Source organism: Pseudomonas sp. TE3895, from assembly GCF_056278855.1.
In genome coordinates this window covers 2,850,667-2,870,970 of the sequence record NZ_JBWBQE010000001.1, presented here as the reverse complement: position 1 = coordinate 2,870,970, position 20,304 = coordinate 2,850,667, and the positions used below count along the sequence as shown (strand labels likewise).

The window sequence follows — 20,304 nt, the reverse complement described above, 5'->3', positions numbered from 1 at the left end:
CGACTGGCTGCAAGTTGAGCCCGGCATTCTACTCGCTATGCAGGCTGGCATAAATCGACTCGGCAAGCTTTTTACTGATGCCGGGGGCTTTGGCGATTTCATCGATACTGGCGCGGTTGAGCTCCTGCAGGCCGCCGAAATGTTTCAGCAGGTCGCGGCGGCGCTTGGGCCCTACCCCGGCCACATCTTCAAGGCTGGAGACTCGACGGGCCTTGCCACGGCGGGCGCGGTGGCCGGTGATAGCGAAGCGGTGGGCTTCGTCGCGGATCTGCTGGATCAGGTGCAACGCCGATGAATCGCCCTTGAGGGTGAATTCGTGATGCACATCGTTCAGGTACAGGGTTTCGAAACCCGCCTTGCGTGTGACGCCCTTGGCCACACCCAGCAGGGTCAGGTCGGTGAACCCCAGCTCCTGCATCACATCGCGGGCCATGTTCAGCTGGCCCTTGCCGCCGTCCACCAGCAGCACATCGGGCAGCTTGCCCTCGCCGTCCTTGATGCGCCCATAGCGGCGGGTCAGGGCCTGATGCATGGCCGCGTAATCGTCACCTGCGGTGACGCCTTCGATGTTGAAGCGGCGGTAGTCGGACTTGATCGGCCCTTCGGGGCCGAACACCACGCAACTGGCCACGGTAGCTTCACCACTGGAGTGGCTGATGTCGTAGCATTCCAGGCGTTGCGGCACTTCATCCAGGCCCAGCACTTCGGCCAGGGCTTCGAAGCGCGCAGCCATGTGCTGGCGGTTGGCCAGGCGGGCATTCAGCGCCTGCTCGGCATTGGTCACGGCCAGTTGCTGCCAGCGGGCGCGGGTGCCGCGCACCCGGTGGCTGATGGTCAGTTCGCGGCCACGCAGCGTGTGCAGCGCTTCGGTGATGGCGTTGAAGTCTTCGTGAACAACGTTGACGATCAACTCACCGGGCAGCTCGCGCTCTGCGTTGCCCAGATAGTACTGGGACAGGAATGCGGCCATGACCTCGGCCACCTCCTCCTCGATGCCCACCTGCGGGAAGAAGTTCTTGCTGCCCAGTACTCGCCCGCCGCGCACGCTGATCAGGTGCACACAGGCACCACCCGGGTTGACGAAGGCGGCAATGACGTCGACATCGCCGCTGCCGCCCTCGATGTACTGCTGGTCCTGCACGCGGCGCAACAAGGCGATCTGGTCGCGCAGCTCGGCGGCTTTTTCGAAATCGAGGGCCATGGCGGCCTTTTCCATCTCGGCGTTCAACTCATTGCCCAGTTGCTGGCTACGCCCTTCCAGAAACATCACCGAATGACGCACGTCTTCTGCGTATTCCTCGGCAGTCACCAGGTCGGTGCAGGGCCCTTTGCAGCGCTTTATCTGGTACTGCAGGCATGGCCGGGTGCGGTTGGCGTAGTAGCTGTCTTCGCATTGACGCACAGAAAAAGCCTTTTGCAGCAGGCTGAGGCTTTCGCGAATGGCCCCGGCGCTGGGGTACGGGCCAAAGTAACGGCCCTTGGCCTTTTTCGCCCCACGGTGAATGCCCAGGCGCGGGAACTCGCCATCGGACAGAAACACGTAGGGGTAGGACTTATCGTCGCGCAGCAGGATGTTGTAAGGCGGCCGCCACTCCTTGATCAGGTTCTGCTCCAGCAGCAACGCCTCGGTTTCGTTGGCGGTGATGGTGGTTTCAACCTGGGCGATGCGCGCAACCAGCGCGGCGGTCTTGGGCGCAAGGCCAGCCTTGCGGAAATAGCTGGCCAGGCGCTTCTTCAGGTTCTTGGCCTTGCCCACGTAAAGTAGCCGGGCTTCGCCGTCGAACATCCGGTAAACGCCCGGGCGACCGCTGCAGGTCGCCAGGAATGCGCTGGCATCAAAGACTTGGGACATGAGGTTTTACAGGCTTGCGTCAACCATACCGTGGCGAACGGCCAGCAAGGTCAATTCGACGTCGCTGGTGACCGAGAGTTTTTCAAAGATCCGATAACGGTAAGTATTGACGGTCTTGGGCGAGAGGCACAACTTGTCGGAGATGATCTGCACTTTCTGGCAGCCGACAATCATCAGGGCAATCTGGATTTCCCGCTCGGACAGCGCGTCGAACGGCGAGCCCTGCGGCTGGAACGGTTTCAGCGCCAACTGCTGGGCGATCTGCGGGCTGATATAGCGCTGGCCGGCAAAGGCCAGACGAATGGCCTGGACCATTTCGTCAAGGCCTGCACCCTTGGTCAGGTAGCCGGCAGCGCCGGCCTGCAACAAGCGTGTGGGGAACGGGTCCTCCTCGCACACCGTCACCGCCACTACCTTGATGTCAGGGTGGCTGCGCAGCAGCTTGCGGGTGGCCTCCAGGCCGCCGATGCCGGGCATTTTCACATCCATCAGCACAACGTCCGGTTTCAGCTCCCGGGCCAGTTTCAGCGCCGACTCGCCGGAATCTCCCTCACCCACCACCTGCAGGCCGTCGATGTCGGCCAACATGCGTGTAATACCGGTTCGTACCAGATCGTGATCATCGACCACTAAGACCCTAATCAAGCACACACCTCGTCAGCAGGGCGATTGGATCCCGCCACCTTAACAAAATTTTTCACGGTGGGCCTAACGCATTGCTTCCTTCAGAAACGACTGACGTTCGACAGTAAGCGGCCGCACTATTTGCCGGGGCTTGGCGTCGTTGGCCAACCGCCCCAAAAGGTGCAAGAGCGCCGCCTGATCATCCGACCGCAATTTCCGAAAAGCCCCCAGCAAACCGGACTCATCCGTGTTCAAACCTTCGTGCGCTGCCGGGGTGCGCAGGCCGCTGAGGACATACAACGCATCCACGCCCCGGGTCGCCAATGCCGCCAGGTAATCTAGCCGCGGCGTGCGCTCACCGCTTTCGTACTTGCCCTGAGCGTTGGGCTCGACGCCACCGATATCGCCAAATACACGCTGGGTCATACCCAGCCGCTCACGCTCTTCCCGCAGCCGTGGACCGATTCCGTTCATAGGGGCTTCTCCTTTTCCCTTATCCTCTCAAGTACGGCCTGCCCGCCTGCAGGCAGCCGTAAAGGTGTGGATCCACTATGCCCATGCTCTGCGGTCGCGACAAGCCATCATTTAGCTACTACGTTGATATCCCGCTGCATCCGCACAAAGCATTCGTCTTCACCCATTTCGATGAAGCCATGGCGCTGGTACAGCAGGCGGGCCGGGTTGCTGCGGAACACCATCAGCCGCAACAGGGGAAGGCGCCGCTGCCTGGCCCACAGCGCCAGTTCTTCCAGCACCCAGCTACCGACCCCTCGCCCACGGTACTCAGGCAACAGGTGCAACTCGCGGATGAACAGCGCCTGGCGGTCCTGGCTGAGGCTGCAAAAACCCAACAGCGTGTCGCCTTCGATCACCAGCCACTGCTCGCGCCAGCCCCAGGCCGCGTCGAAGGCGTCCTCGATCCACAGCAGGTCGAATTCACGGTAGTAGGGCAACATGGCGCGGCGCGTAAGGTTACGGGCGAAGGTGCAGTGGATGTCTTGGGCGGGAATCAACTGTAAGGGCATCGCATCGCGCTCATTGGGCATAACAAACTGGCGAACTGCCAGGGCCACTCCTGTCCAGTTCGTTTTCCAACCAGTCGGCCAGCACCCGGGCATTGTTGTGCTCGCTGTCCTTGCCGGCATAAAGCAATGTCAGCGTCCCCTTCCTGGCCATGTCCAGCAGCGGGTACCAGTGTTCGGGGTGGGCCGCCAGCGCTTGCTGGTACCGCTGGGTAAAACCGGCGAAATCCACTTCACCCTGATGGAACGCCTTACGCAATTCATTCGAAGGTGCCACTTCGCGCAACCACTGCCCATGGAGGTCTTCCTTGCGCTTGTTGCGCGGCCAAAGGCGGTCGACCAGCACACGCTGGCCATCTTCATCCTCAACCGCATCATAGACACGTTTGCAGCGAATCATGGGCGTCTCCTGCCATTACCGTCCGTCTTGAGCCTAGATAATTCATTGATCGAGGTCACGGCCGGGTTACGAATTGTTTCTATGCTCAAGGCCTTCGGCACTTTCGCCCAACGCCAACCGGAGCCCCCATGGCAACCCCGTCAGTGGCCAGCGGCCCACTACTGGCCAAACACGACGCTCGCCCGCAGCTCTCCCACAAACCTGGGCGTGCCACCTTAACGTTGTTCTTCAGCCTGCTGCTGGCGGGTATCGCCTACACCGCCTGGAGCCTCAAGCAGGATGTGACCGCAAGCGGTACGGTCATCACCACAGCCACACCGTTCCTTCTGCTGGGCCTGGCGCTGGTGATTGCCCTGGGCTTCGAGTTCGTCAACGGCTTCCACGACACCGCCAACGCGGTAGCCACCGTGATATACACCCATTCATTGCCGGCGCCGGTCGCAGTGGTGTGGTCTGGGCTGTGCAATTTCCTGGGCGTGCTTTTTTCCAGTGGCGCGGTGGCCTTCGGCATCATCGCCTTGCTACCGGTAGAACTGATTCTACAGGTGGGTTCTTCGGCCGGCTTCGCCATGGTCTTCGCCCTGCTGCTGGCGGCGATCATTTGGAACCTTGGCACTTGGTGGCTGGGCCTGCCGGCATCGTCCTCGCACACCCTGATCGGCTCGATCATCGGCGTGGGCGTGGCCAATGCGCTGATGCATGGGCGTGACGGCACCAGCGGCGTGGACTGGGCCCAGGCCAGCAAGGTGGGTTATGCCCTGCTGTTCTCACCGCTGATCGGTTTTGCTTGTGCAGCCCTGCTGCTGCTGGCCCTGCGCGCGCTGGTCAAACGCAAGGCGCTTTACCAGGCACCGGAAGGCCAAACACCGCCACCGTGGTGGATCCGCAGCCTACTGATTCTGACGTGCACCGGGGTCTCTTTTGCCCACGGCTCCAACGATGGCCAGAAAGGCATGGGGCTGATCATGCTGATTCTGGTCGGCACCCTGCCGATGGCCTATGCGCTGAACAAGACCATGCCCAACGCGCAGGCCCTGCAGTTTTCCGCCGTCGCCGAGGTGACCCGCCAGGCACTGGTGCGCAGCAACCCGCAAGCGGCCCCGGATGACCCGCGCCAGGTGCTTACCCTGTTCATTGCCCAGCCCAAGGCCAGCCCGCACCTGGTACCGGCATTGGCGGCGCTGACCGGGATGATCGGCGAAGAGGTCAAAGGCTATGGCTCGCTCAAACGCGTACCGGCTGCAGCCATGGCCAACGTGCGCAACGACATGTACCTGACCAGTGAAGCCATCCGCCTCATGGAGAAAAACCACCTGGTGACATTCGATGCCGACACCCGCAGCCAAGTGCTGTTGTTCAAGGCCCAGCTGGACGACGCCACCCGCTATATTCCGTTGTGGGTGAAGGTGGCTGTAGCCATCGCGCTCGGGCTGGGGACCATGGTTGGCTGGCGGCGTATTGTGGTCACCGTTGGCGAGAAGATCGGCAAGACCCACCTCAGCTATGCCCAAGGCGCATCGGCTGAAGTGGTGGCGATGTGCACCATTGGCGCGGCGGATATGTTCGGGTTGCCGGTGTCGACCACGCATGTGCTGAGTTCGGGGGTGGCCGGCGCCATGGTCGCCAATGGGTCGGGGATTCAGAAACGCACGTTGTTCAATCTGCTGATGGCCTGGGTGCTGACCCTGCCAGCGGCAATGCTGTTGGCTGGCAGCCTGTACTGGTTGCTGAACCACATCTTCTAAATCTGTACGCCGCCTTCTGTAGGAGCGGGTTTACCCGCGAATACGGTAGCGGCGGCAACGGTGAACGGCGGGTGGAGATCGGCCAGCAGGCCCGGCCCTTTCGCGGGTAAACCCGCTCCTACGACGACCTGCGTCCAATCTCCGGCATGTGTCCGCCACCGTGGTAGGAGCGGGCTTACCCGCGAATACGGGAGCGGCGACAACCGTGAACGGCGGGTGGAGATTGGCCAGCAGGCCCGGCCCTTTCGCGGGCAAACCCGCTCCTACGACGACCTGCGCCCAATCTCCGGCATGTGTCCGCCACCGTGGTAGGAGCGGGTTTACCCGCGAATACGGTAGCGGCGGCAACCGTGAACGGCGGGTGGAGATTGGCCTGCAGGCCCGGCCCTTTCGCGGGTGAACCCGCTCCTACGACGACCTGAGTCCGACCCCAGATGCGTGTCCACCACCGATCTGCGTAGGAGCGGGTTTACCCGCGAATACGGTAGCGGCGGCACCGGTGAACGGCGGGTGGAGATTGGCCAGCAGGCCCGGCCCTTTCGCGGGCGAACCCGCGCCTACGGGCGACCGCGCAGGCCTTTCAACGTTTGCACAAGGCAGTTGTCCCTACACAGGTTGATCAGCCCGGGATTTTCAGGCCACGCTGCACGGCTGGCCGTTCGAGGAAATTCGCCAGCACGCGCTGCACTTCCTTGAACTGGTCGAAGCCCACCAGGTCACGGGCGTTGTAGCGCTCCACCAGGTTACGCACCCAAGGGAAGATGGCGATGTCGGCGATGCTGTATTCCTCAGCCATCCACTGCCGACCTTTCAAATGCCGATCCAGCACGCCCAGCAGCCGCTTGGACTCGTTGACATAGCGGTCGCGCGGGCGCTTGTCTTCATATTCCTTGCCCGCAAAGAAATGGAAGAACCCGACCTGGCCGAACATCGGCCCGATGCCGCCCATCTGGAACATCAGCCACTGCAGGGTCTGGTAGCGCTGGGCGGGGTCCTGGCTGAGCAGCTGGCCGCTCTTCTCCGCCAGGTACTGCAAGATCGCCCCCGACTCGAACAGCGGCAGCGGCTGACCGCCCGGCCCGTTCGGGTCGAGGATGGCGGGGATCTTGTTGTTCGCGCTGAGCGAGATGAACTCGGGGCTCAATTGGTCATCGTTGTCGAAGCTGACCTTGTGCGCCTCGTAAGCCAAGCCAATCTCTTCGAGCATGATCGACACCTTCACCCCGTTGGGCGTCGGCAGCGAGTACAACTGCAGGCGTTCGGGATGTTTGGCGGGCCATTTGCGGGTAATGGGGAAAGCACTGAGTTCGGTCATGATCAACCTTGCCAAGGGAATGAACCTGTCACTCTAGAGACATCCCCAGCCGCTGACCATCACCGACCACTCATCAGCGTTGGCAGCTCAGGCCTGGCCGTGGGCCTTGAGCTTGAGCTTTTCGGTATCGACGCGGACAAACACGGAGTCGGCCGTCACCGTCAGTACATCCTCTGCCCAGACTTCGCAGATGACCCGGCTCTTGCGCCCCACTTCGCCTTCGACACGCGCCTTGAGCAACAGCTCGACACCCATCGGCGTAGGTTTCAGGTAGGTCAGGTTGAGCGTGCCGGTAACGCAGTCGATACGCGGCAGGCTGCCCGGTTCTCGGCCTTCGTTACGGTAGTGGTAGGCCATCGCCGTCCAGTTGGAGTGGCAGTCGACCAGCATCGCCAGCAGGCCACCGTAAACCAGGCCAGGCCAGCCAATGAAGGTGCTGTCGGGCGAGTGCCGGCACACCAGGTGAACACCGTCGGCGTCCCAGTGGCTTTGCAGGTGCAGGCCGCTGGGGTGGGAACAGCCGCAGCCATAGCAAGTACCCTCAGGGGCCGCGAGGGCTTGAAGGGAAAGTGTGTGATCAGTCATACGCTTCCTGTGCTTGTTGGAATGGGGGCGCGCAACGCCCCCATTAAAGCAGAAACATCAGACCGTCTGGGCAACCATCTTCGTACGCCGCTGGGTCAGCGAAACCAGCAGGATGAACGCGGTCACCCCGGCAGTCATCAGCGTCTCATAGCGGTAGGCATCGCTGAACAGCATGTAGCCCAGCACCATGACGATGGTGCCGATCACCAGCCAGGTCAGCCATGGGAACAGCCACATCTTCAGTTCCAGCGGGCGCCCTTCACGCTCGGCACGGGCACGCATGCGCAGCTGCGACACGGCAATGACCAGGTACACCAGCAAAGCGATGGCGCCAGTGGTCGACAGCAGGAAGCCAAACACCTTGCCCGGGAACACATAGTTGACGAGGCAGCCAGCGAAACCCGCCAGGGTCGAGAAGATCACTGCCACGGTCGGCACGCCGGAACCGGAGATGCGCTTGGTCACGCTCAGCGCCTGGCCACGCGCGCCAAGCGAATAGAGCATGCGCGACGCCGTGTACAGCCCCGAGTTCATGCAACTTGTCACCGCCACCAGCACCACCAGGTCAACCAGCAACTTGGCGCCCGGCACGTTCAGCACTTCCAGTACACGCTGGAACGACCCTACTGCTTTCAGCCCGGGGTCGTTCCAGGCCACCAGCGACACCACCAGGAAGATCGACGCCAGGTAGAAAATGGCGATGCGGTACACCACCAGGTTGGTGGCGCGGCGAATCTTGTCTTTCGGGTTGGCGGTTTCGTCCGCCGCGATGGTGACGATTTCGGCACCGAAGAACGAGAAGATGGTGATCAGCACGCCCCCAAGCACCGTCCCGAACCCATTGGGCATGAAACCACCGCTGTCCCACAGTCGGCTGACCCCGGAGACCTCGGCCAGCGGCCAGAAACCGAACACCGCCAAGGTGCACACCCCGATGAAGCCAATAATCGCGACCACCTTGACCAACGCGAACCAGTACTCGAAAGCACCGAAGTTCTTCACGCTGACCAGGTTGGTGCCCGACAGCACCAGCATGATCAGGAAGGCGAACAGCCAGGACGGCACGCCAGGGAAGTAGGCATGCAGGATGTCAGCACCGGCAATGGCTTCCACCGGAATGATCAACACCCAGAACCACCAGTACAGCCAGCCAATGGTAAAGCCCGCCCAAGGCCCGATGGCCTCCGAGGCGTAGGTGGAAAAAGAGCCGCTGTTGGGGTTTGCGATGGCCATTTCACCCAGCATGCGCATCACCAGCAAGACCAGCAGGCCAGTCATGGCGTAGGAGATGAGGATGGCCGGGCCGGCGGTGGCAATGGCGTTGGAGGACCCGATGAACAGCCCGGCGCCGATGATGCCGGCAATGGAGATCATGGAAACCTGACGGGAAGTCAGGCCGTGCTGCAGTGAGCGCTGTTTCTTGTTGTCTTGCGAAGCCATGAAGAACCCTCGAATGGGTCGGCCGCAGCAAAGCGGCTGAAGGTCTGAGCAGAATTCTTATAAATTTCTGATGTGTGTTGTTGTTGTTTTGCAGATGACCGAAGCGGGTATTGACCTCCTCTTCGCATGACCGGTTGTAATCGTTGATCCAGGTCAGTATTAATCTATAGGCCGGGGTCAACAAACGACCTTTTCGAACCACATAATTCCTTTATGGAATGAACTCCTTCCTTTTTTGCTCGGTATTCGCCCGTCATGTCCAAACGCCTGATGCCTTCGACCACCGCCCTTCAGTGCTTCGAAGCGGCCGCTCGCCACCTCAGCTTCACCCGCGCGGCCCAGGAACTGCACCTGACCCAGAGCGCCGTCAGCAAGCAGGTCGCGCAGCTTGAGGACATGCTTTCGCACTCGCTGTTCCAGCGCATTCGCCGGCGCCTGCACCTGACCCCGGCCGGCGCGCTGTACCTCACCGAAGTGAACAAGATCCTCACCCAGATCGACATATCCAGCCGCTACATCCTCAGCTACGGCGACGAAACCGAAGTGCTGCGCATCGCCACCCAGCCGACCTTCGGCGCCCGCTGGCTGGTGCCCAGGCTCAAGGGTTTTGGTGACCGCTACCCACGCATTCACCTGGATGTGCGCAACGAGCTGGAGCCATTCGACCTGGTACAGGCCAAGGCTGACGTCGCCTTTTTCTTCGGCCAGGGCACCTGGCCCGGGGCGACCTGCATCGAGTTGTTCAGCGAAGAAGTGGTGCCGGTGTGCAGCCCGCAGCTGCTGGCCAGTCACCGTTTCGACAGCGCCCAGGCGCTGACTGAGCACCGCCTGTTGCAATGCGTGTCACGGCCGGAGGCCTGGCATGAGTGGTTCCTGGGGCTTGGCTTGCATAGCCAGAACAGCTACCACGGGCCGCGCTTCGACACGTTCTACCTGTGTATCCGCGCGGCCATCTCCGGCTGCGGCATAGCCCTGATTCCCCGCTATCTGGTGGCCGAAGAGCTGAGCGAAGGCAAGCTGGTGGTGGCCTGGGACCACCCTGTGGCAAGCAACGGGAGGCACTTCATTGCGCATGCCGAGCATGCGGCCGAAGTGCCCAAGATCAGGGCCTTCGTGCAGTGGATTCGGGAACGGGTGGCTGAAGGGGACTGATTTGACCTGCCCCGGCCTTCTCGCAAACACGCCCGCTCCTGCAGACCTGCCACAGCCCTGATGTCATGCGCCCTCCGTAGGAGCGGGCTTGCCCGCGAAGAGGCCGGCACAGCCGACCCAAAAAACCGCCCAGATCACGAATCCATGGAATGATCGCAATCGAATAATTCGTTTGCGGAATAACCCGCCGACACGCTTGGATAATAAGAAACTCGAACAAGGTCCGCGTGCCCCATGAACCAGGAAAGTATCAGCCAATCCATTGCCATCGTTCACCCGATCACACTTTCCCATGGCCGTAATGCCGAAGTCTGGGACACTGACGGCAAACGTTACATCGACTTCGTCGGCGGTATCGGCGTGCTCAACCTGGGCCACTGCAACCCCGCTGTGGTCGAGGCCATCCAGGCTCAGGCCACCCGCCTGACCCACTACGCCTTCAACGCGGCCCCTCACGGCCCGTACCTGGCCCTGATGGAGCAACTGAGCCAGTTTGTGCCAGTCAGCTACCCACTGGCCGGCATGCTCACCAACAGCGGCGCGGAAGCGGCGGAAAACGCCCTGAAAGTGGCCCGCGGCGCCACCGGCAAACGCGCCATCATCGCGTTCGACGGCGGCTTCCATGGCCGCACCCTGGCCACCCTGAACCTCAATGGCAAGGTCGCCCCCTACAAGCAGCGGGTCGGCGAACTGCCCGGGCCGGTGTATCACCTGCCCTACCCCAGCGCGGATACCGGAGTTACCTGCGAGCAAGCGCTCAAGGCCATGGACCGCCTGTTCAGCGTCGAGCTGGCGGTGGAGGACGTCGCGGCGTTCATCTTCGAGCCGGTGCAGGGTGAAGGCGGCTTCCTTGCCCTGGACCCGGCCTTCGCCCAGGCCCTGCGCCGCTTCTGCGACGAGCGTGGCATCCTGATCATCATCGACGAGATCCAGTCGGGCTTCGGCCGCACCGGCCAGCGCTTCGCGTTTCCGCGCCTGGGCATCGAGCCCGACCTGCTGCTGCTGGCCAAGAGCATCGCTGGCGGTATGCCGCTGGGTGCAGTGGTCGGGCGCAAGGAATTGATGGCGGCGCTGCCCAAGGGCGGCCTGGGTGGCACCTATTCGGGCAACCCGATTGCCTGTGCGGCGGCCTTGGCCAGCCTGGCGCAGATGACCGACGAAAACGTTGCAACCTGGGGTGAACGGCAGGAACAGGCCATCGTCAGCCGTTATGAGCGCTGGAAGGCTTCGGGCCTGAGCCCGTACATCGGCCGCCTGACCGGCGTGGGCGCCATGCGAGGGATCGAGTTCGCCAATGCAGATGGCAGCCCGGCACCGGCACAACTGGCCAAGGTGATGGAAGCGGCCCGCGCCAAGGGCCTGCTGCTGATGCCCAGCGGCAAGGCGCGGCACATCATTCGCCTGCTGGCACCGTTGACCATCGAGGCCGAGGTGCTCGAGGAAGGGCTGGATATCCTCGAGCAGTGCCTGGCAGAACTGAACTGAGGCTTACAGGCCGAGTTCTTCCGGGGTAAGCATGTCGGACTCGAAGGCGATCCAGCCGCCTTCCAGTTCGGCATGGCCGTTGACGATCGGGCCGTAATAGGTCAGGCCGTTCTCCAGGGTTACGCAAATGTGCGTGGCCGGTTTCTCAGGGGCCGCGAGCGTACCGACGAAATGCACCTTCTTCAGGGTTTCGGTCACCGCTTCCAGGCCCACGCGCATCCTGGGGTTTTCCGAAGCCTCGGTATCTCCGCCACGGTCTTCAGCGCTGATGGTCACGGTGGCGATGTACGGGTACTTGATGCTCAAACGGGGTTACCTCGGTGGGTGTATAGGCGTACGGGCGCGTAGAGTACGGCAGGCCGTCTCTGTTGTCTCTACTGGCCTCTTCGCGGGCACGCCCGCTCCCACAGGGATCGCATGTTGCTTGGGGTATGCAGGGTACCTGTGCGGGGCGGGTCTGCCTGGGAAGAGCCGGGCCTGCAACAGGTGATCTGAATGCCCCGATCTGTTAGGGTGCCGGCCGATGCACGCCACACCACACGAGGATCCCGAGTGAGCGCCGAAGAACCCCTGATCGCCGACCTGTTCGAAGTCGACAAACGCCTGTCCCTCAAGCCCGTCGTGGACTTCAACAGCTACCTGCGCAATGCCTTCGGCGAGGGCCCATGCCGCTGCCACCGCTGCGTAGAAGGCGCCGACCAAAGCACCTACAGCCACGCGCACAACTTCACCTTCGAAGGCCGCCAGTGGCACCGCCGGTTCGCCACTACCGCCGGCAGCGACGTCGCCCAGGTGTTGAAAAAAGCCTGGCTGTCGTACACCAAGGCTGATCTCAACCTGGTCGGCGCGCTGGACCTGACCACCCTCAAGACCTTCACCGAGGCCGCCCTGCACACGCGCCTGCTAGCCTTGCTGCCGGCCAGCGGCCTGGCCCGTGAAGTGGATGGCCAGTGGATGCTGCAAGCCCAGGCCGACTGACGGCCCGGTGGCAGGGCAGGATTCCACCGGTCTGCTAACTTGGTGGAATCCGTCCACCCACAGGTAGTCCGCCATGGCCCGCACAACGCCCATCGAGCTGTACCGCAATATCGGCATCGTCGCCCACGTGGATGCCGGCAAGACCACGACCACCGAGCGGATCCTGTTCTACACCGGGGTCAACCACAAGATGGGCGAAGTGCACGATGGCGCGGCGACCATGGACTGGATGGCCCAGGAGCAGGAACGCGGCATCACCATCACCTCGGCGGCGACCACAGCGTTCTGGCAAGGCTCGACCAAGCAGTTCGCCCACAAGTACCGTTTCAACATCATCGACACCCCAGGCCACGTCGATTTCACCATCGAGGTGGAGCGTTCATTGCGCGTGCTCGATGGCGCGGTCGTGGTATTCAGCGGCGCTGACGGCGTCGAGCCGCAGTCCGAGACAGTCTGGCGCCAGGCCAACAAGTACCACGTGCCACGCTTGGCCTACATCAACAAGATGGACCGCCAGGGGGCCGACTTCCTGCGCGTGGTCAAGCAAATCGATCAGCGCCTGGGGCACCACCCGGTACCCATCCAGCTGGCCATCGGCAGCGAAGAAAACTTCATGGGCCAGATCGACCTGGTGAAGATGAAGGCCATCTACTGGAACGATGCCGACCAGGGCACCAGTTACCGCGAAGAAGATATTCCCGCCGATCTGCAGAAGCTTGCCGACGAATGGCGCGCGCACATGATCGAAGCTGCGGCCGAGGCCAATGACGAGCTGACCATGAAGTTTCTCGATGGCGAGGAGCTGAGCATCGAAGAGATCAAGGCCGGGTTGCGCCAGCGCACCATCGCCAACGAAATCGTGCCGACCATCCTCGGCTCATCGTTCAAGAACAAGGGCGTGCCGCTGATGCTCGACGCGGTGATCGACTACCTGCCCGCCCCGTCGGAAATTCCTGCCATCCGCGGCACCGACCCGGATGATGAAGAAAAGCACCTGGAACGGCACGCCGACGACAAAGAGCCGTTCTCGGCACTGGCTTTCAAGATCGCCACCGACCCGTTCGTCGGCACCCTCACCTTCGCCCGCGTTTATTCCGGCGTGCTCAGTTCAGGCAATGCGGTACTCAACTCGGTCAAAGGCAAGAAGGAACGCATCGGCCGCATGGTGCAGATGCACGCCAACCAGCGCGCAGAAATCAAGGACGTGTGTGCCGGCGATATCGCCGCGCTGATCGGCATGAAAGACGTGACCACCGGTGACACCCTGTGCGACATGGACAAGCCGATCATTCTCGAACGCATGGACTTCCCCGACCCGGTGATTTCCGTCGCAGTAGAGCCGAAAACCAAGGCCGACCAGGAAAAAATGGGGATCGCGCTGGGCAAGCTGGCCCAGGAAGACCCCTCATTCCGCGTGCGTACCGATGAAGAGACTGGCCAGACCATCATCTCGGGCATGGGCGAGCTGCACCTGGATATCATCGTCGACCGCATGCGCCGCGAGTTCAACGTCGAGGCCAACATCGGTAAGCCGCAGGTGGCCTACCGGGAAAAAATCCGCAATACCTGCGAGATCGAGGGGCGTTTCGTGCGCCAGTCCGGTGGCCGTGGCCAATACGGCCATTGCTGGATCCGTTTCGCCCCCGGTGATGAAGGCAAAGAAGGCCTGGAGTTCATCAACGAGATCGTCGGCGGCGTGGTACCCCGCGAGTACATCCCGGCAATCCAGAAGGGTATCGAAGAGCAAATGAAGAACGGCGTGCTTGCCGGCTACCCCCTGATCAACCTCAAGGCCGCCGTGTTCGATGGCTCGTACCACGATGTCGACTCCAACGAGATGGCCTACAAGATCGCCGCGTCAATGGCCACCAAGCAGTTGTCGCAGAAAGGCGGCGCAGTGTTGCTGGAGCCGGTGATGAAGGTAGAGGTGGTGACGCCCGAGGAATATCAGGGCGACATCCTCGGCGACTTGAGCCGACGTCGCGGCATGATCCAGGACGGTGATGAAACACCGGCTGGCAAGGTGATACGTGCCGAAGTGCCGCTGGGTGAAATGTTCGGCTACGCCACCTCGATGCGCTCGATGACCCAGGGCCGGGCCAGCTTCTCGATGGAATTCACCCGCTATGCCGAGGCCCCGGCGAGCATTGCCGATGGCATCGTCAAGAAGAGCCGCGGAGAGTAAGTGGTTCTCCTGTGCCGGCCTCTTCGCGGGTAAACCCGCGCCTACAGGGGTATGCGATCCCCCGTAGGCGCGGGTTTACCCGCGAAGAAACCGACACAGACACCAACAGTTTTCAGTGCTGCTCGCCCGCCCGCTTCAACAGCTTCTTGCACCGCTCGGACAAATGCACCACGCGCAAATGCTTGCCCGCCTTGGCATAGCGCTCGCGCAGGGTTTTCAGCGCCGCAACCGCCGAATAGTCGACAAAGCTCAAATGCTGGCAATCCAGCGTGACCTGGGCCGGGTCCCCGGCCGTGTCGAACTGGTTGAGGAACGAGGTGGTCGAGGCAAAGAACAGCGTGCCATGCAGTTGATAACGCTTGCCGCCCTCCGCGTCCTCATGGGTGTCGGCATACAGCTCCCGCGCATGCTGCCAGGCAAAGTTGAGCGCCGCGATGATGATACCGAACAGCACTGCCATGGCCAGGTCGGTGAGCACCGTGACCACAGTCACCGCAACGATCGCCAGCACATCATTCACCGGCACCTTGTGCAACACCCGCAACGACGCCCAGGCAAAGGTCTGCTGGGCCACCACGAACATCACCCCAACCAGCGCCGCCAGGGGAATGCGCTCGATCAGCGGCGACAGGAACAGCACGAACAGCAGAATCATCACCCCGGCCACTACCCCCGACAACCGGCCCCGGCCATTGGAGCTGAGGTTGATCACCGTCTGCCCGATCATCGCGCAGCCGCCCATGCCGCCGCACAGGCCCGACACCATGTTCGCAGCGCCCAATGCCACACACTCGCGGTCCGGGAAGCCACGGCTCTCGGTGATCTCATCGGTCAGGTTGAGGGTGAGCAGGGTTTCCAGCAGGCCGACCATGGCCATCAGCACCGCGTAGGGGGCGATGATCTTCAGGGTTTCCAGATTCCAGGGCACATCCGGCAGTGCCAGCCCCGGCAGGCCACCGGCGATGTGCGCCATGTCGCCCAGGGTGCGGGTAGGCAGCCCGAGCACGTACACCAGCAGGCCAACACCGAGGATCGCCACCAGGGCCGGCGGCACCGCACGGGTCAGTTTCGGCAGCACATAAACCACCGCCATGGTCAGCGCGACCAGGCCGATCATCAGGTACAGCGGCGTGCCACTGAGCCAGTGTTCGCCGTCCTTGAAATGCTCCAGCTGAGCCATGGCGATGACGATGGCCAGGCCGTTCACGAAGCCAAGCATGACCGGGTATGGCACCAGGCGCACCAGTTTGCCCAGACGCAGCAGGCCGAACAGGATCATCACCACACCGCCCAGCAGCACCGTGGCCAGCAGGTACTGCACGCCGTGCTGCACCACCAAGGCGACGATCACCACCGCCATCGAGCCGGCAGCGCCTGAGATCATCCCCGGCCGCCCGCCGAACAGCGCCGTCAGGGTACAAATGATGAACGCGCCATACAGGCCCATCAGCGGGTTGAGATGGGCCACCAGAGCAAAGGCGATGCACTCGGGGACCAAGGCAAACGAGGTGGTGAGGCCGGCGAGCAGGTCGGCGCGTAGTCGGGCGGGCTTCATGGGCTTCCTGTGGTGCAGTCCTGACGGACGATAGAAAAACGAGGGGCGCGATGTTACGGAATTTGTCTGACAGCGGCCACCGCTCAACGCACCCGTTCCAGGCTCTGCACGGCCAGGTCCAGCGCACGCTGCATGTCCAGGCGCGCCGAACGGCCCAGGTCCGGGTCGTTCAGGCGGCCACCACGCTCTGAGGGCAGGATCGGCGCCGTCAGGTCTTCGGCATCCATCGCTTCAAAATCCTGTTCGGCGCCCAGGGTCAAGGCACTGCGCCGCAACAGCATGCGCACCTGTTCCGGGGTAAGTGCCGGGTTGATCGACAGCATCGTCGCCACAGTGGCAGTCACCAAGGGTGTTGCGTACGACGTGCCGCAATGCGCAGCCTCGGCAGACACTGGGCGTATGCAGGCAGCAGCACTGACGTCCACGCGCATGTCGATATTGGAACTGTGACGCTTGCGCACGTGATCGTGGGCTTCAACTGCCGTAGCCTTGTCACTGCGCTGATGCCCGCCTACTACCAGCAATTGCTCGGTGATAAACGACGAAGGCAGGCGATATTCATCGGTCCCCGACCAGGACGCACCATTGCCCGCCGAATTCACCACCACCACATCAGGGTGCTCCTTGCGCAGCCAGAGGAAGAACTCCTCAAGTAACTCCTCGTAGCCACTCATTGCCAGCCCGGAGCGCACCAGCGAATCGACCTCATCACCCTTCACATTGCGTGCCCCGACCCGGTGAATGCCCCAGCTCCAGTTCAGCACCCGCACGCCATCTTCGACCAGGTTCACCGAGGCAGCGATGTTGGCGGTGATACCGGCATCCGAGTTGCGCTCTACCACCACCTCGAAGCCAGGGCTGTGCTTGCCCAGCCCTGGCAAAAAGCCCTCACCCTGCGCAGCGAGAATGCCTGCGACATGGCTGCCGTGGCTTGCCGGGCGATTACCGTCGCGAGCGTAGAGGCATGTCTGGCCTTGTTCGCAGCCCCCTCGATAATGGCTGAACCCCGGGGCGTCAAAGTCCACTTCGCGCTCGATTACCCCGACCCGCACGGGCTTCACCGGCAAGCCAGATGCGGCAATCCGGCGCCGGTAGAAATACAGCGCGTCCATGAAGCGGTTGGCGGCCCATTCGTCCGCCTGGTCGATGGCCCGGGTGCTGCGCCCATTGCCCTCCTCCCCGCGCTCGGGGGCGGACTCTTCGACAATCACAGCATCCACGCTGACTTCACTGCCCATGCGCAGGACCATCGCATCGCGCTGCACCAGGTCATCTACCGGCAAGCGCAACTGGTAGACATTCAGCGGCGGTATGGCACCGACAACCTGGGCGCCGTATTTGCCGGCGATGCGCCGGGCCTCGCCGAGGCCGTCGTATTTTTCTTCGATCAACAGGCTGACCAGATCGACATAGGTGATCAGGCCATCCATGTTCTTCGCCACTTCATCGGGCCCTGCGGCGATCACATGACTGCGTTGGCGGCTCAGCCATACCGGGTTGCTGGTGCGGCCGCCATCGGCCAGCCAGAGCGGGGCACTGCGCTGGGCTTGTCTCGCCAGTTTCAGCGTTAGCCGGTCACCTTGGCGCTCGATATCGGCTTCTGACAGCCGCGCACCGCCGAGCCATACCGTTGGCAGATTTGCCCGGAGCCCTTCGGCACGCAGGCACCATCGCTGCTGGCTATCGCTGAACAAGTCGCCGCAACGCTGCAGCTGCTTGATGCGCAGCGTGTCCGCTGCAGCCTGTGCACCCAGACTGCAAAGCCATAACAGCAAGATCAGGACACCCTTCATGCAATCACCCCACGCGCTCCCTGTGAGTGCGACTTACGGGGCACCTCAAAGTTCACCTGTGGCCGGCGACTGCCTGGTCGCGGGCGAGCCATTCGGCCATGGCAGTATCCTCCAACGCGTACTCGCCACGATTGGCCTTCCATACCAGCTCCTTGTCGCGCAGGGCATCGAGGGCCTTCTGTACGTTTGCCGTGTTGACGTTGGCTACCGCCTGGGCCTGCTCCAGCTTGCGGCTGAGCTCAACCAGGGTTTGCTCGGTAAACGGGGAAAACGGCTGCCGGCCCAGCGTGCGCTCAGCCATGACCTCTAGCACTGCCTGCTGCAACGGCGTAAGTTCGTTCCAAGCGCTTTCGTAGTCGCTCCACACCCCGGCTTGATGGTTCAGCGCCCCATTGCGCAGCAGTTCACCCAGGTTGCCCGCCTCCCCCAGGCCGACACTGACTTCGGCCAACAGTTTGTTGAGCATTTCCGGGCGCCGGCCGACCAATTCGAACGCGTATGCCAGGTCCTCTACCTTGAACTGGTTACTGTCGGCCAGGCGACGGTTCCACAAGGCGGTGATGAATTCGACATATTCACGCCCCAGCAACGGAAAAGGCGTGATGCTGGCACCAAAGAATGGCTGCTTGCTCTTGAGTACCAGGTTGGCCAGCTTGTCGCGACTAGAGCCCGTGAACACCAGGCGCAAACCGTCCGGACGGTCGCCACGGTTAAGGTGGTCACGCGCGGCTTTCAGCGCGAACATCGCATTGAGGCCATCTTCGCTGTTAAGGGCGTGCTGAGCCTCGTCGATGATCAGTACTACCAACTGCCCTGACACTTGATGCAACACGGCAAGCGCCTGGGCCAGGGTAGTACCCGCAGGCAGTTGCGGGCGGGTGAAATCCCAGCTCAGGGTGCGCAGCAGGTTGATCTTGTCGACACCGGCCTTTTTCGCCGTCCTGGCCAGCGCACCTTCGAATCTGGCCAGCGCAGTACCGATGGCGCCACTGATGAGCTGCGCAGGGGCGGCGTCGCGATCCGACCACAGGTCGACGTAAACCGGTAGCCAGCCGCGCTGTACGCATTCCGGTATGAAGTCGTTGTTGAGGAAGGTGCTCTTGCCCGTACGCCGGGGCGCGGCCAGGAACATGCCCGAGCTGTAATCGACCAACGACTCGCCGGCCAGGTCTTGGGCCAGTGCGGTGGCCAACTGATGACGGCGTAGGAGCGGGCGAACGGGAGACATGCAATTAACCTCAATTATCTTGCCTACTATAATTTATAGCCTACAAGATAAACCAGGATAATACGACCGTCAGCAACAGTGCCGGCGTGATCCAGATCCGGCAAAAAGTCAGCAAATTTGCCATCATGTTGATTCCACCTGCGGAGATCATGGACATGCCGCTACGCCCCCTTTTCACCTCCCTGTTGCTGGTCGCCAGCCTCACCGCCCATGCCGCCACCGAGGTGGTGCCACTTCAGCATCGCAGCAGCGCCGAACTGCTGCCCGCCCTGCAGGCGTTCATCGGCAAGGACGGCACGGTCAGCGCCTTCGAGAACAAACTGATCGTCAACGCCAGCCCCGAGCGCATCGACGACCTGCGCGCCCTGCTGCAACAGCTGGATACCGCGCCCAAGCGCCTGCTGATCAGCGTCGACAACAACGACAGCAACTTCCAGGACAACCGCGGCAACGCACGCGTCATTCACTACGGCACCAGCAACCGCGACGGCGGCATGCAGCAGGTACAAGCCAGCGAAGGGCAACCGGCACTGATCCAGGTGGGCCAGAGCATCCCCATTACCAGCACCAGCACAGACGGCTATGGGCGCATTCAGAGCAACACCGAATACCGCAACGTGACCCAAGGCTTCTACGTGACCCCCAGCCTGAGCGGCGAAACGGTTCGTCTGCAAATAAGCAGTAATAATGACCGCATCAGCCACGAACGTGCAGATGTAGTGAAAGTACAAAGTACCGACACGACAGTCACGGGCAAGCTCGGCGAGTGGATCACCCTGGCGGGGTTCAACCAGCAGAGCCAAGCCGATCGCAGCGCATCAAGCCATACGTACAGCACCCAACGGGGTGAAAACATGACATTGCGGGTCAAAGTCGACCTTGTCGACTGATACCAGGCAATTCAAGGCCTCGACCAAAGGCCTTGAAACTGACTGCCAAGTCGCA

Annotated in this window: 18 protein-coding genes; 6 read left to right on the top strand and 12 right to left on the bottom strand. The window is 62.2% G+C overall.

What is annotated here, in order from left to right:
• Positions 1–28 precede the first annotated feature (28 nt).
• The 5 genes from uvrC to ACZ889_RS12800 form a co-directional block, all read right to left on the bottom strand.
• Positions 29–1,852, bottom strand: coding sequence for an excinuclease ABC subunit UvrC (uvrC, locus tag ACZ889_RS12820; RefSeq protein ID WP_108191249.1), 1,824 nt, complete (start codon positions 1,850–1,852; stop codon positions 29–31).
• 6 nt (positions 1,853–1,858) lie between these two features.
• Positions 1,859–2,497 carry a response regulator transcription factor GacA gene (gene gacA, locus ACZ889_RS12815; RefSeq protein WP_003251380.1) on the bottom strand — a complete coding sequence of 213 codons (639 nt, stop codon included), beginning with the start codon at positions 2,495–2,497 and terminating at the stop codon, positions 1,859–1,861.
• Positions 2,498–2,560: 63 nt separating this feature from the next.
• Positions 2,561–2,950, bottom strand: a complete 390-nt coding sequence (locus ACZ889_RS12810) for a helix-turn-helix domain-containing protein (protein ID WP_180688574.1) — start codon at positions 2,948–2,950, stop codon at positions 2,561–2,563.
• 107 nt (positions 2,951–3,057) lie between these two features.
• Positions 3,058–3,501, bottom strand: a complete 444-nt coding sequence (locus ACZ889_RS12805; protein ID WP_012051782.1) for a GNAT family N-acetyltransferase — start codon at positions 3,499–3,501, stop codon at positions 3,058–3,060.
• A gap of 10 nt (positions 3,502–3,511) precedes the next feature.
• Positions 3,512–3,898 (bottom strand): DUF488 domain-containing protein, encoded by a 387-nt coding sequence (locus ACZ889_RS12800; protein ID WP_070095834.1) that lies wholly within the window; start codon positions 3,896–3,898, stop codon positions 3,512–3,514.
• Between the two features lie 128 nt (positions 3,899–4,026).
• Between ACZ889_RS12800 and ACZ889_RS12795 the strand changes: the two genes are divergently transcribed.
• Complete coding sequence (locus ACZ889_RS12795; RefSeq protein WP_476257424.1) at positions 4,027–5,643, top strand: inorganic phosphate transporter; 1,617 nt, start codon at positions 4,027–4,029, stop codon at positions 5,641–5,643.
• A gap of 619 nt (positions 5,644–6,262) precedes the next feature.
• Here the strand turns inward: ACZ889_RS12795 and ACZ889_RS12790 are convergent.
• From ACZ889_RS12790 to ACZ889_RS12780, 3 genes are all read right to left on the bottom strand, one after another.
• Positions 6,263–6,958, bottom strand: coding sequence for a glutathione S-transferase N-terminal domain-containing protein (locus ACZ889_RS12790; protein ID WP_003251392.1), 696 nt, complete (start codon positions 6,956–6,958; stop codon positions 6,263–6,265).
• A gap of 87 nt (positions 6,959–7,045) precedes the next feature.
• Entirely contained in the window at positions 7,046–7,543 is a 498-nt protein-coding gene (locus tag ACZ889_RS12785; protein ID WP_003251394.1) for a PaaI family thioesterase, read from the bottom strand.
• A gap of 57 nt (positions 7,544–7,600) precedes the next feature.
• Entirely contained in the window at positions 7,601–8,983 is a 1,383-nt protein-coding gene (locus ACZ889_RS12780) for an amino acid permease (RefSeq protein WP_003251396.1), read from the bottom strand.
• A 255-nt stretch (positions 8,984–9,238) separates the two neighbouring features.
• Between ACZ889_RS12780 and gcvA the strand changes: the two genes are divergently transcribed.
• Positions 9,239–10,135: a transcriptional regulator GcvA gene (gcvA, locus tag ACZ889_RS12775; RefSeq protein WP_003251398.1), complete on the top strand. Its 897-nt coding sequence runs from the start codon at positions 9,239–9,241 to the stop codon at positions 10,133–10,135.
• A gap of 234 nt (positions 10,136–10,369) precedes the next feature.
• A complete protein-coding gene (locus ACZ889_RS12770; protein ID WP_047604833.1) occupies positions 10,370–11,620 on the top strand; it encodes a 2-aminoadipate transaminase in 1,251 nt (416 codons plus the stop codon).
• 3 nt (positions 11,621–11,623) lie between these two features.
• Here ACZ889_RS12770 and ACZ889_RS12765 read toward each other — a convergent pair whose 3' ends face one another.
• Complete coding sequence (locus ACZ889_RS12765) at positions 11,624–11,926, bottom strand: hypothetical protein (protein WP_003251402.1); 303 nt, start codon at positions 11,924–11,926, stop codon at positions 11,624–11,626.
• Between the two features lie 246 nt (positions 11,927–12,172).
• On the opposite strand from ACZ889_RS12765, the gene ACZ889_RS12760 reads away from it, so the two are divergent.
• Complete coding sequence (locus ACZ889_RS12760; protein WP_014755923.1) at positions 12,173–12,598, top strand: hypothetical protein; 426 nt, start codon at positions 12,173–12,175, stop codon at positions 12,596–12,598.
• A gap of 73 nt (positions 12,599–12,671) precedes the next feature.
• Positions 12,672–14,783 (top strand): elongation factor G, encoded by a 2,112-nt coding sequence (gene fusA, locus ACZ889_RS12755; protein ID WP_020191994.1) that lies wholly within the window; start codon positions 12,672–12,674, stop codon positions 14,781–14,783.
• Between the two features lie 112 nt (positions 14,784–14,895).
• Here the strand turns inward: fusA and ACZ889_RS12750 are convergent, their stop codons facing one another.
• The 3 genes from ACZ889_RS12750 to ACZ889_RS12740 all read right to left on the bottom strand — a co-directional run bounded on the left by ACZ889_RS12750 (position 14,896) and on the right by ACZ889_RS12740 (position 19,359).
• Positions 14,896–16,338: a SulP family inorganic anion transporter gene (locus tag ACZ889_RS12750; RefSeq protein WP_020191995.1), complete on the bottom strand. Its 1,443-nt coding sequence runs from the start codon at positions 16,336–16,338 to the stop codon at positions 14,896–14,898.
• Positions 16,339–16,421: 83 nt separating this feature from the next.
• Positions 16,422–18,131 carry a S8/S53 family peptidase gene (locus ACZ889_RS12745; RefSeq protein ID WP_476257423.1) on the bottom strand — a complete coding sequence of 570 codons (1,710 nt, stop codon included), beginning with the start codon at positions 18,129–18,131 and terminating at the stop codon, positions 16,422–16,424.
• Positions 18,132–18,183: 52 nt separating this feature from the next.
• Positions 18,184–19,359, bottom strand: a complete 1,176-nt coding sequence (locus ACZ889_RS12740) for an ATP-binding protein (RefSeq protein ID WP_476257422.1) — start codon at positions 19,357–19,359, stop codon at positions 18,184–18,186.
• Positions 19,360–19,484: 125 nt separating this feature from the next.
• Between ACZ889_RS12740 and ACZ889_RS12735 the strand changes: the two genes are divergently transcribed.
• The gene (locus ACZ889_RS12735) at positions 19,485–20,249 is read left to right on the top strand and encodes a secretin N-terminal domain-containing protein (protein ID WP_173879731.1); all 765 of its coding nucleotides are present in this window, start codon (positions 19,485–19,487) and stop codon (positions 20,247–20,249) included.
• Positions 20,250–20,304 lie beyond the last annotated feature (55 nt).

Coding starts and splice junctions, on each gene's coding strand:
- ACZ889_RS12810 (WP_180688574.1), bottom strand. CDS start 2,950: ATGAACGGAATCGGTCCACGGCTGCGGGAAGAGCGTGAGCGGCTGGGT.
- ACZ889_RS12770 (WP_047604833.1), top strand. CDS start 10,370: ATGAACCAGGAAAGTATCAGCCAATCCATTGCCATCGTTCACCCGATC.
- gcvA (WP_003251398.1), top strand. CDS start 9,239: ATGTCCAAACGCCTGATGCCTTCGACCACCGCCCTTCAGTGCTTCGAA.
- ACZ889_RS12805 (WP_012051782.1), bottom strand. CDS start 3,501: ATGCCCTTACAGTTGATTCCCGCCCAAGACATCCACTGCACCTTCGCC.
- ACZ889_RS12800 (WP_070095834.1), bottom strand. CDS start 3,898: ATGATTCGCTGCAAACGTGTCTATGATGCGGTTGAGGATGAAGATGGC.
- ACZ889_RS12790 (WP_003251392.1), bottom strand. CDS start 6,958: ATGACCGAACTCAGTGCTTTCCCCATTACCCGCAAATGGCCCGCCAAA.
- ACZ889_RS12795 (WP_476257424.1), top strand. CDS start 4,027: ATGGCAACCCCGTCAGTGGCCAGCGGCCCACTACTGGCCAAACACGAC.
- fusA (WP_020191994.1), top strand. CDS start 12,672: ATGGCCCGCACAACGCCCATCGAGCTGTACCGCAATATCGGCATCGTC.
- ACZ889_RS12745 (WP_476257423.1), bottom strand. CDS start 18,131: ATGAAGGGTGTCCTGATCTTGCTGTTATGGCTTTGCAGTCTGGGTGCA.
- uvrC (WP_108191249.1), bottom strand. CDS start 1,852: ATGTCCCAAGTCTTTGATGCCAGCGCATTCCTGGCGACCTGCAGCGGT.
- ACZ889_RS12780 (WP_003251396.1), bottom strand. CDS start 8,983: ATGGCTTCGCAAGACAACAAGAAACAGCGCTCACTGCAGCACGGCCTG.
- ACZ889_RS12740 (WP_476257422.1), bottom strand. CDS start 19,359: ATGTCTCCCGTTCGCCCGCTCCTACGCCGTCATCAGTTGGCCACCGCA.
- ACZ889_RS12750 (WP_020191995.1), bottom strand. CDS start 16,338: ATGAAGCCCGCCCGACTACGCGCCGACCTGCTCGCCGGCCTCACCACC.
- ACZ889_RS12785 (WP_003251394.1), bottom strand. CDS start 7,543: ATGACTGATCACACACTTTCCCTTCAAGCCCTCGCGGCCCCTGAGGGT.
- ACZ889_RS12735 (WP_173879731.1), top strand. CDS start 19,485: ATGTTGATTCCACCTGCGGAGATCATGGACATGCCGCTACGCCCCCTT.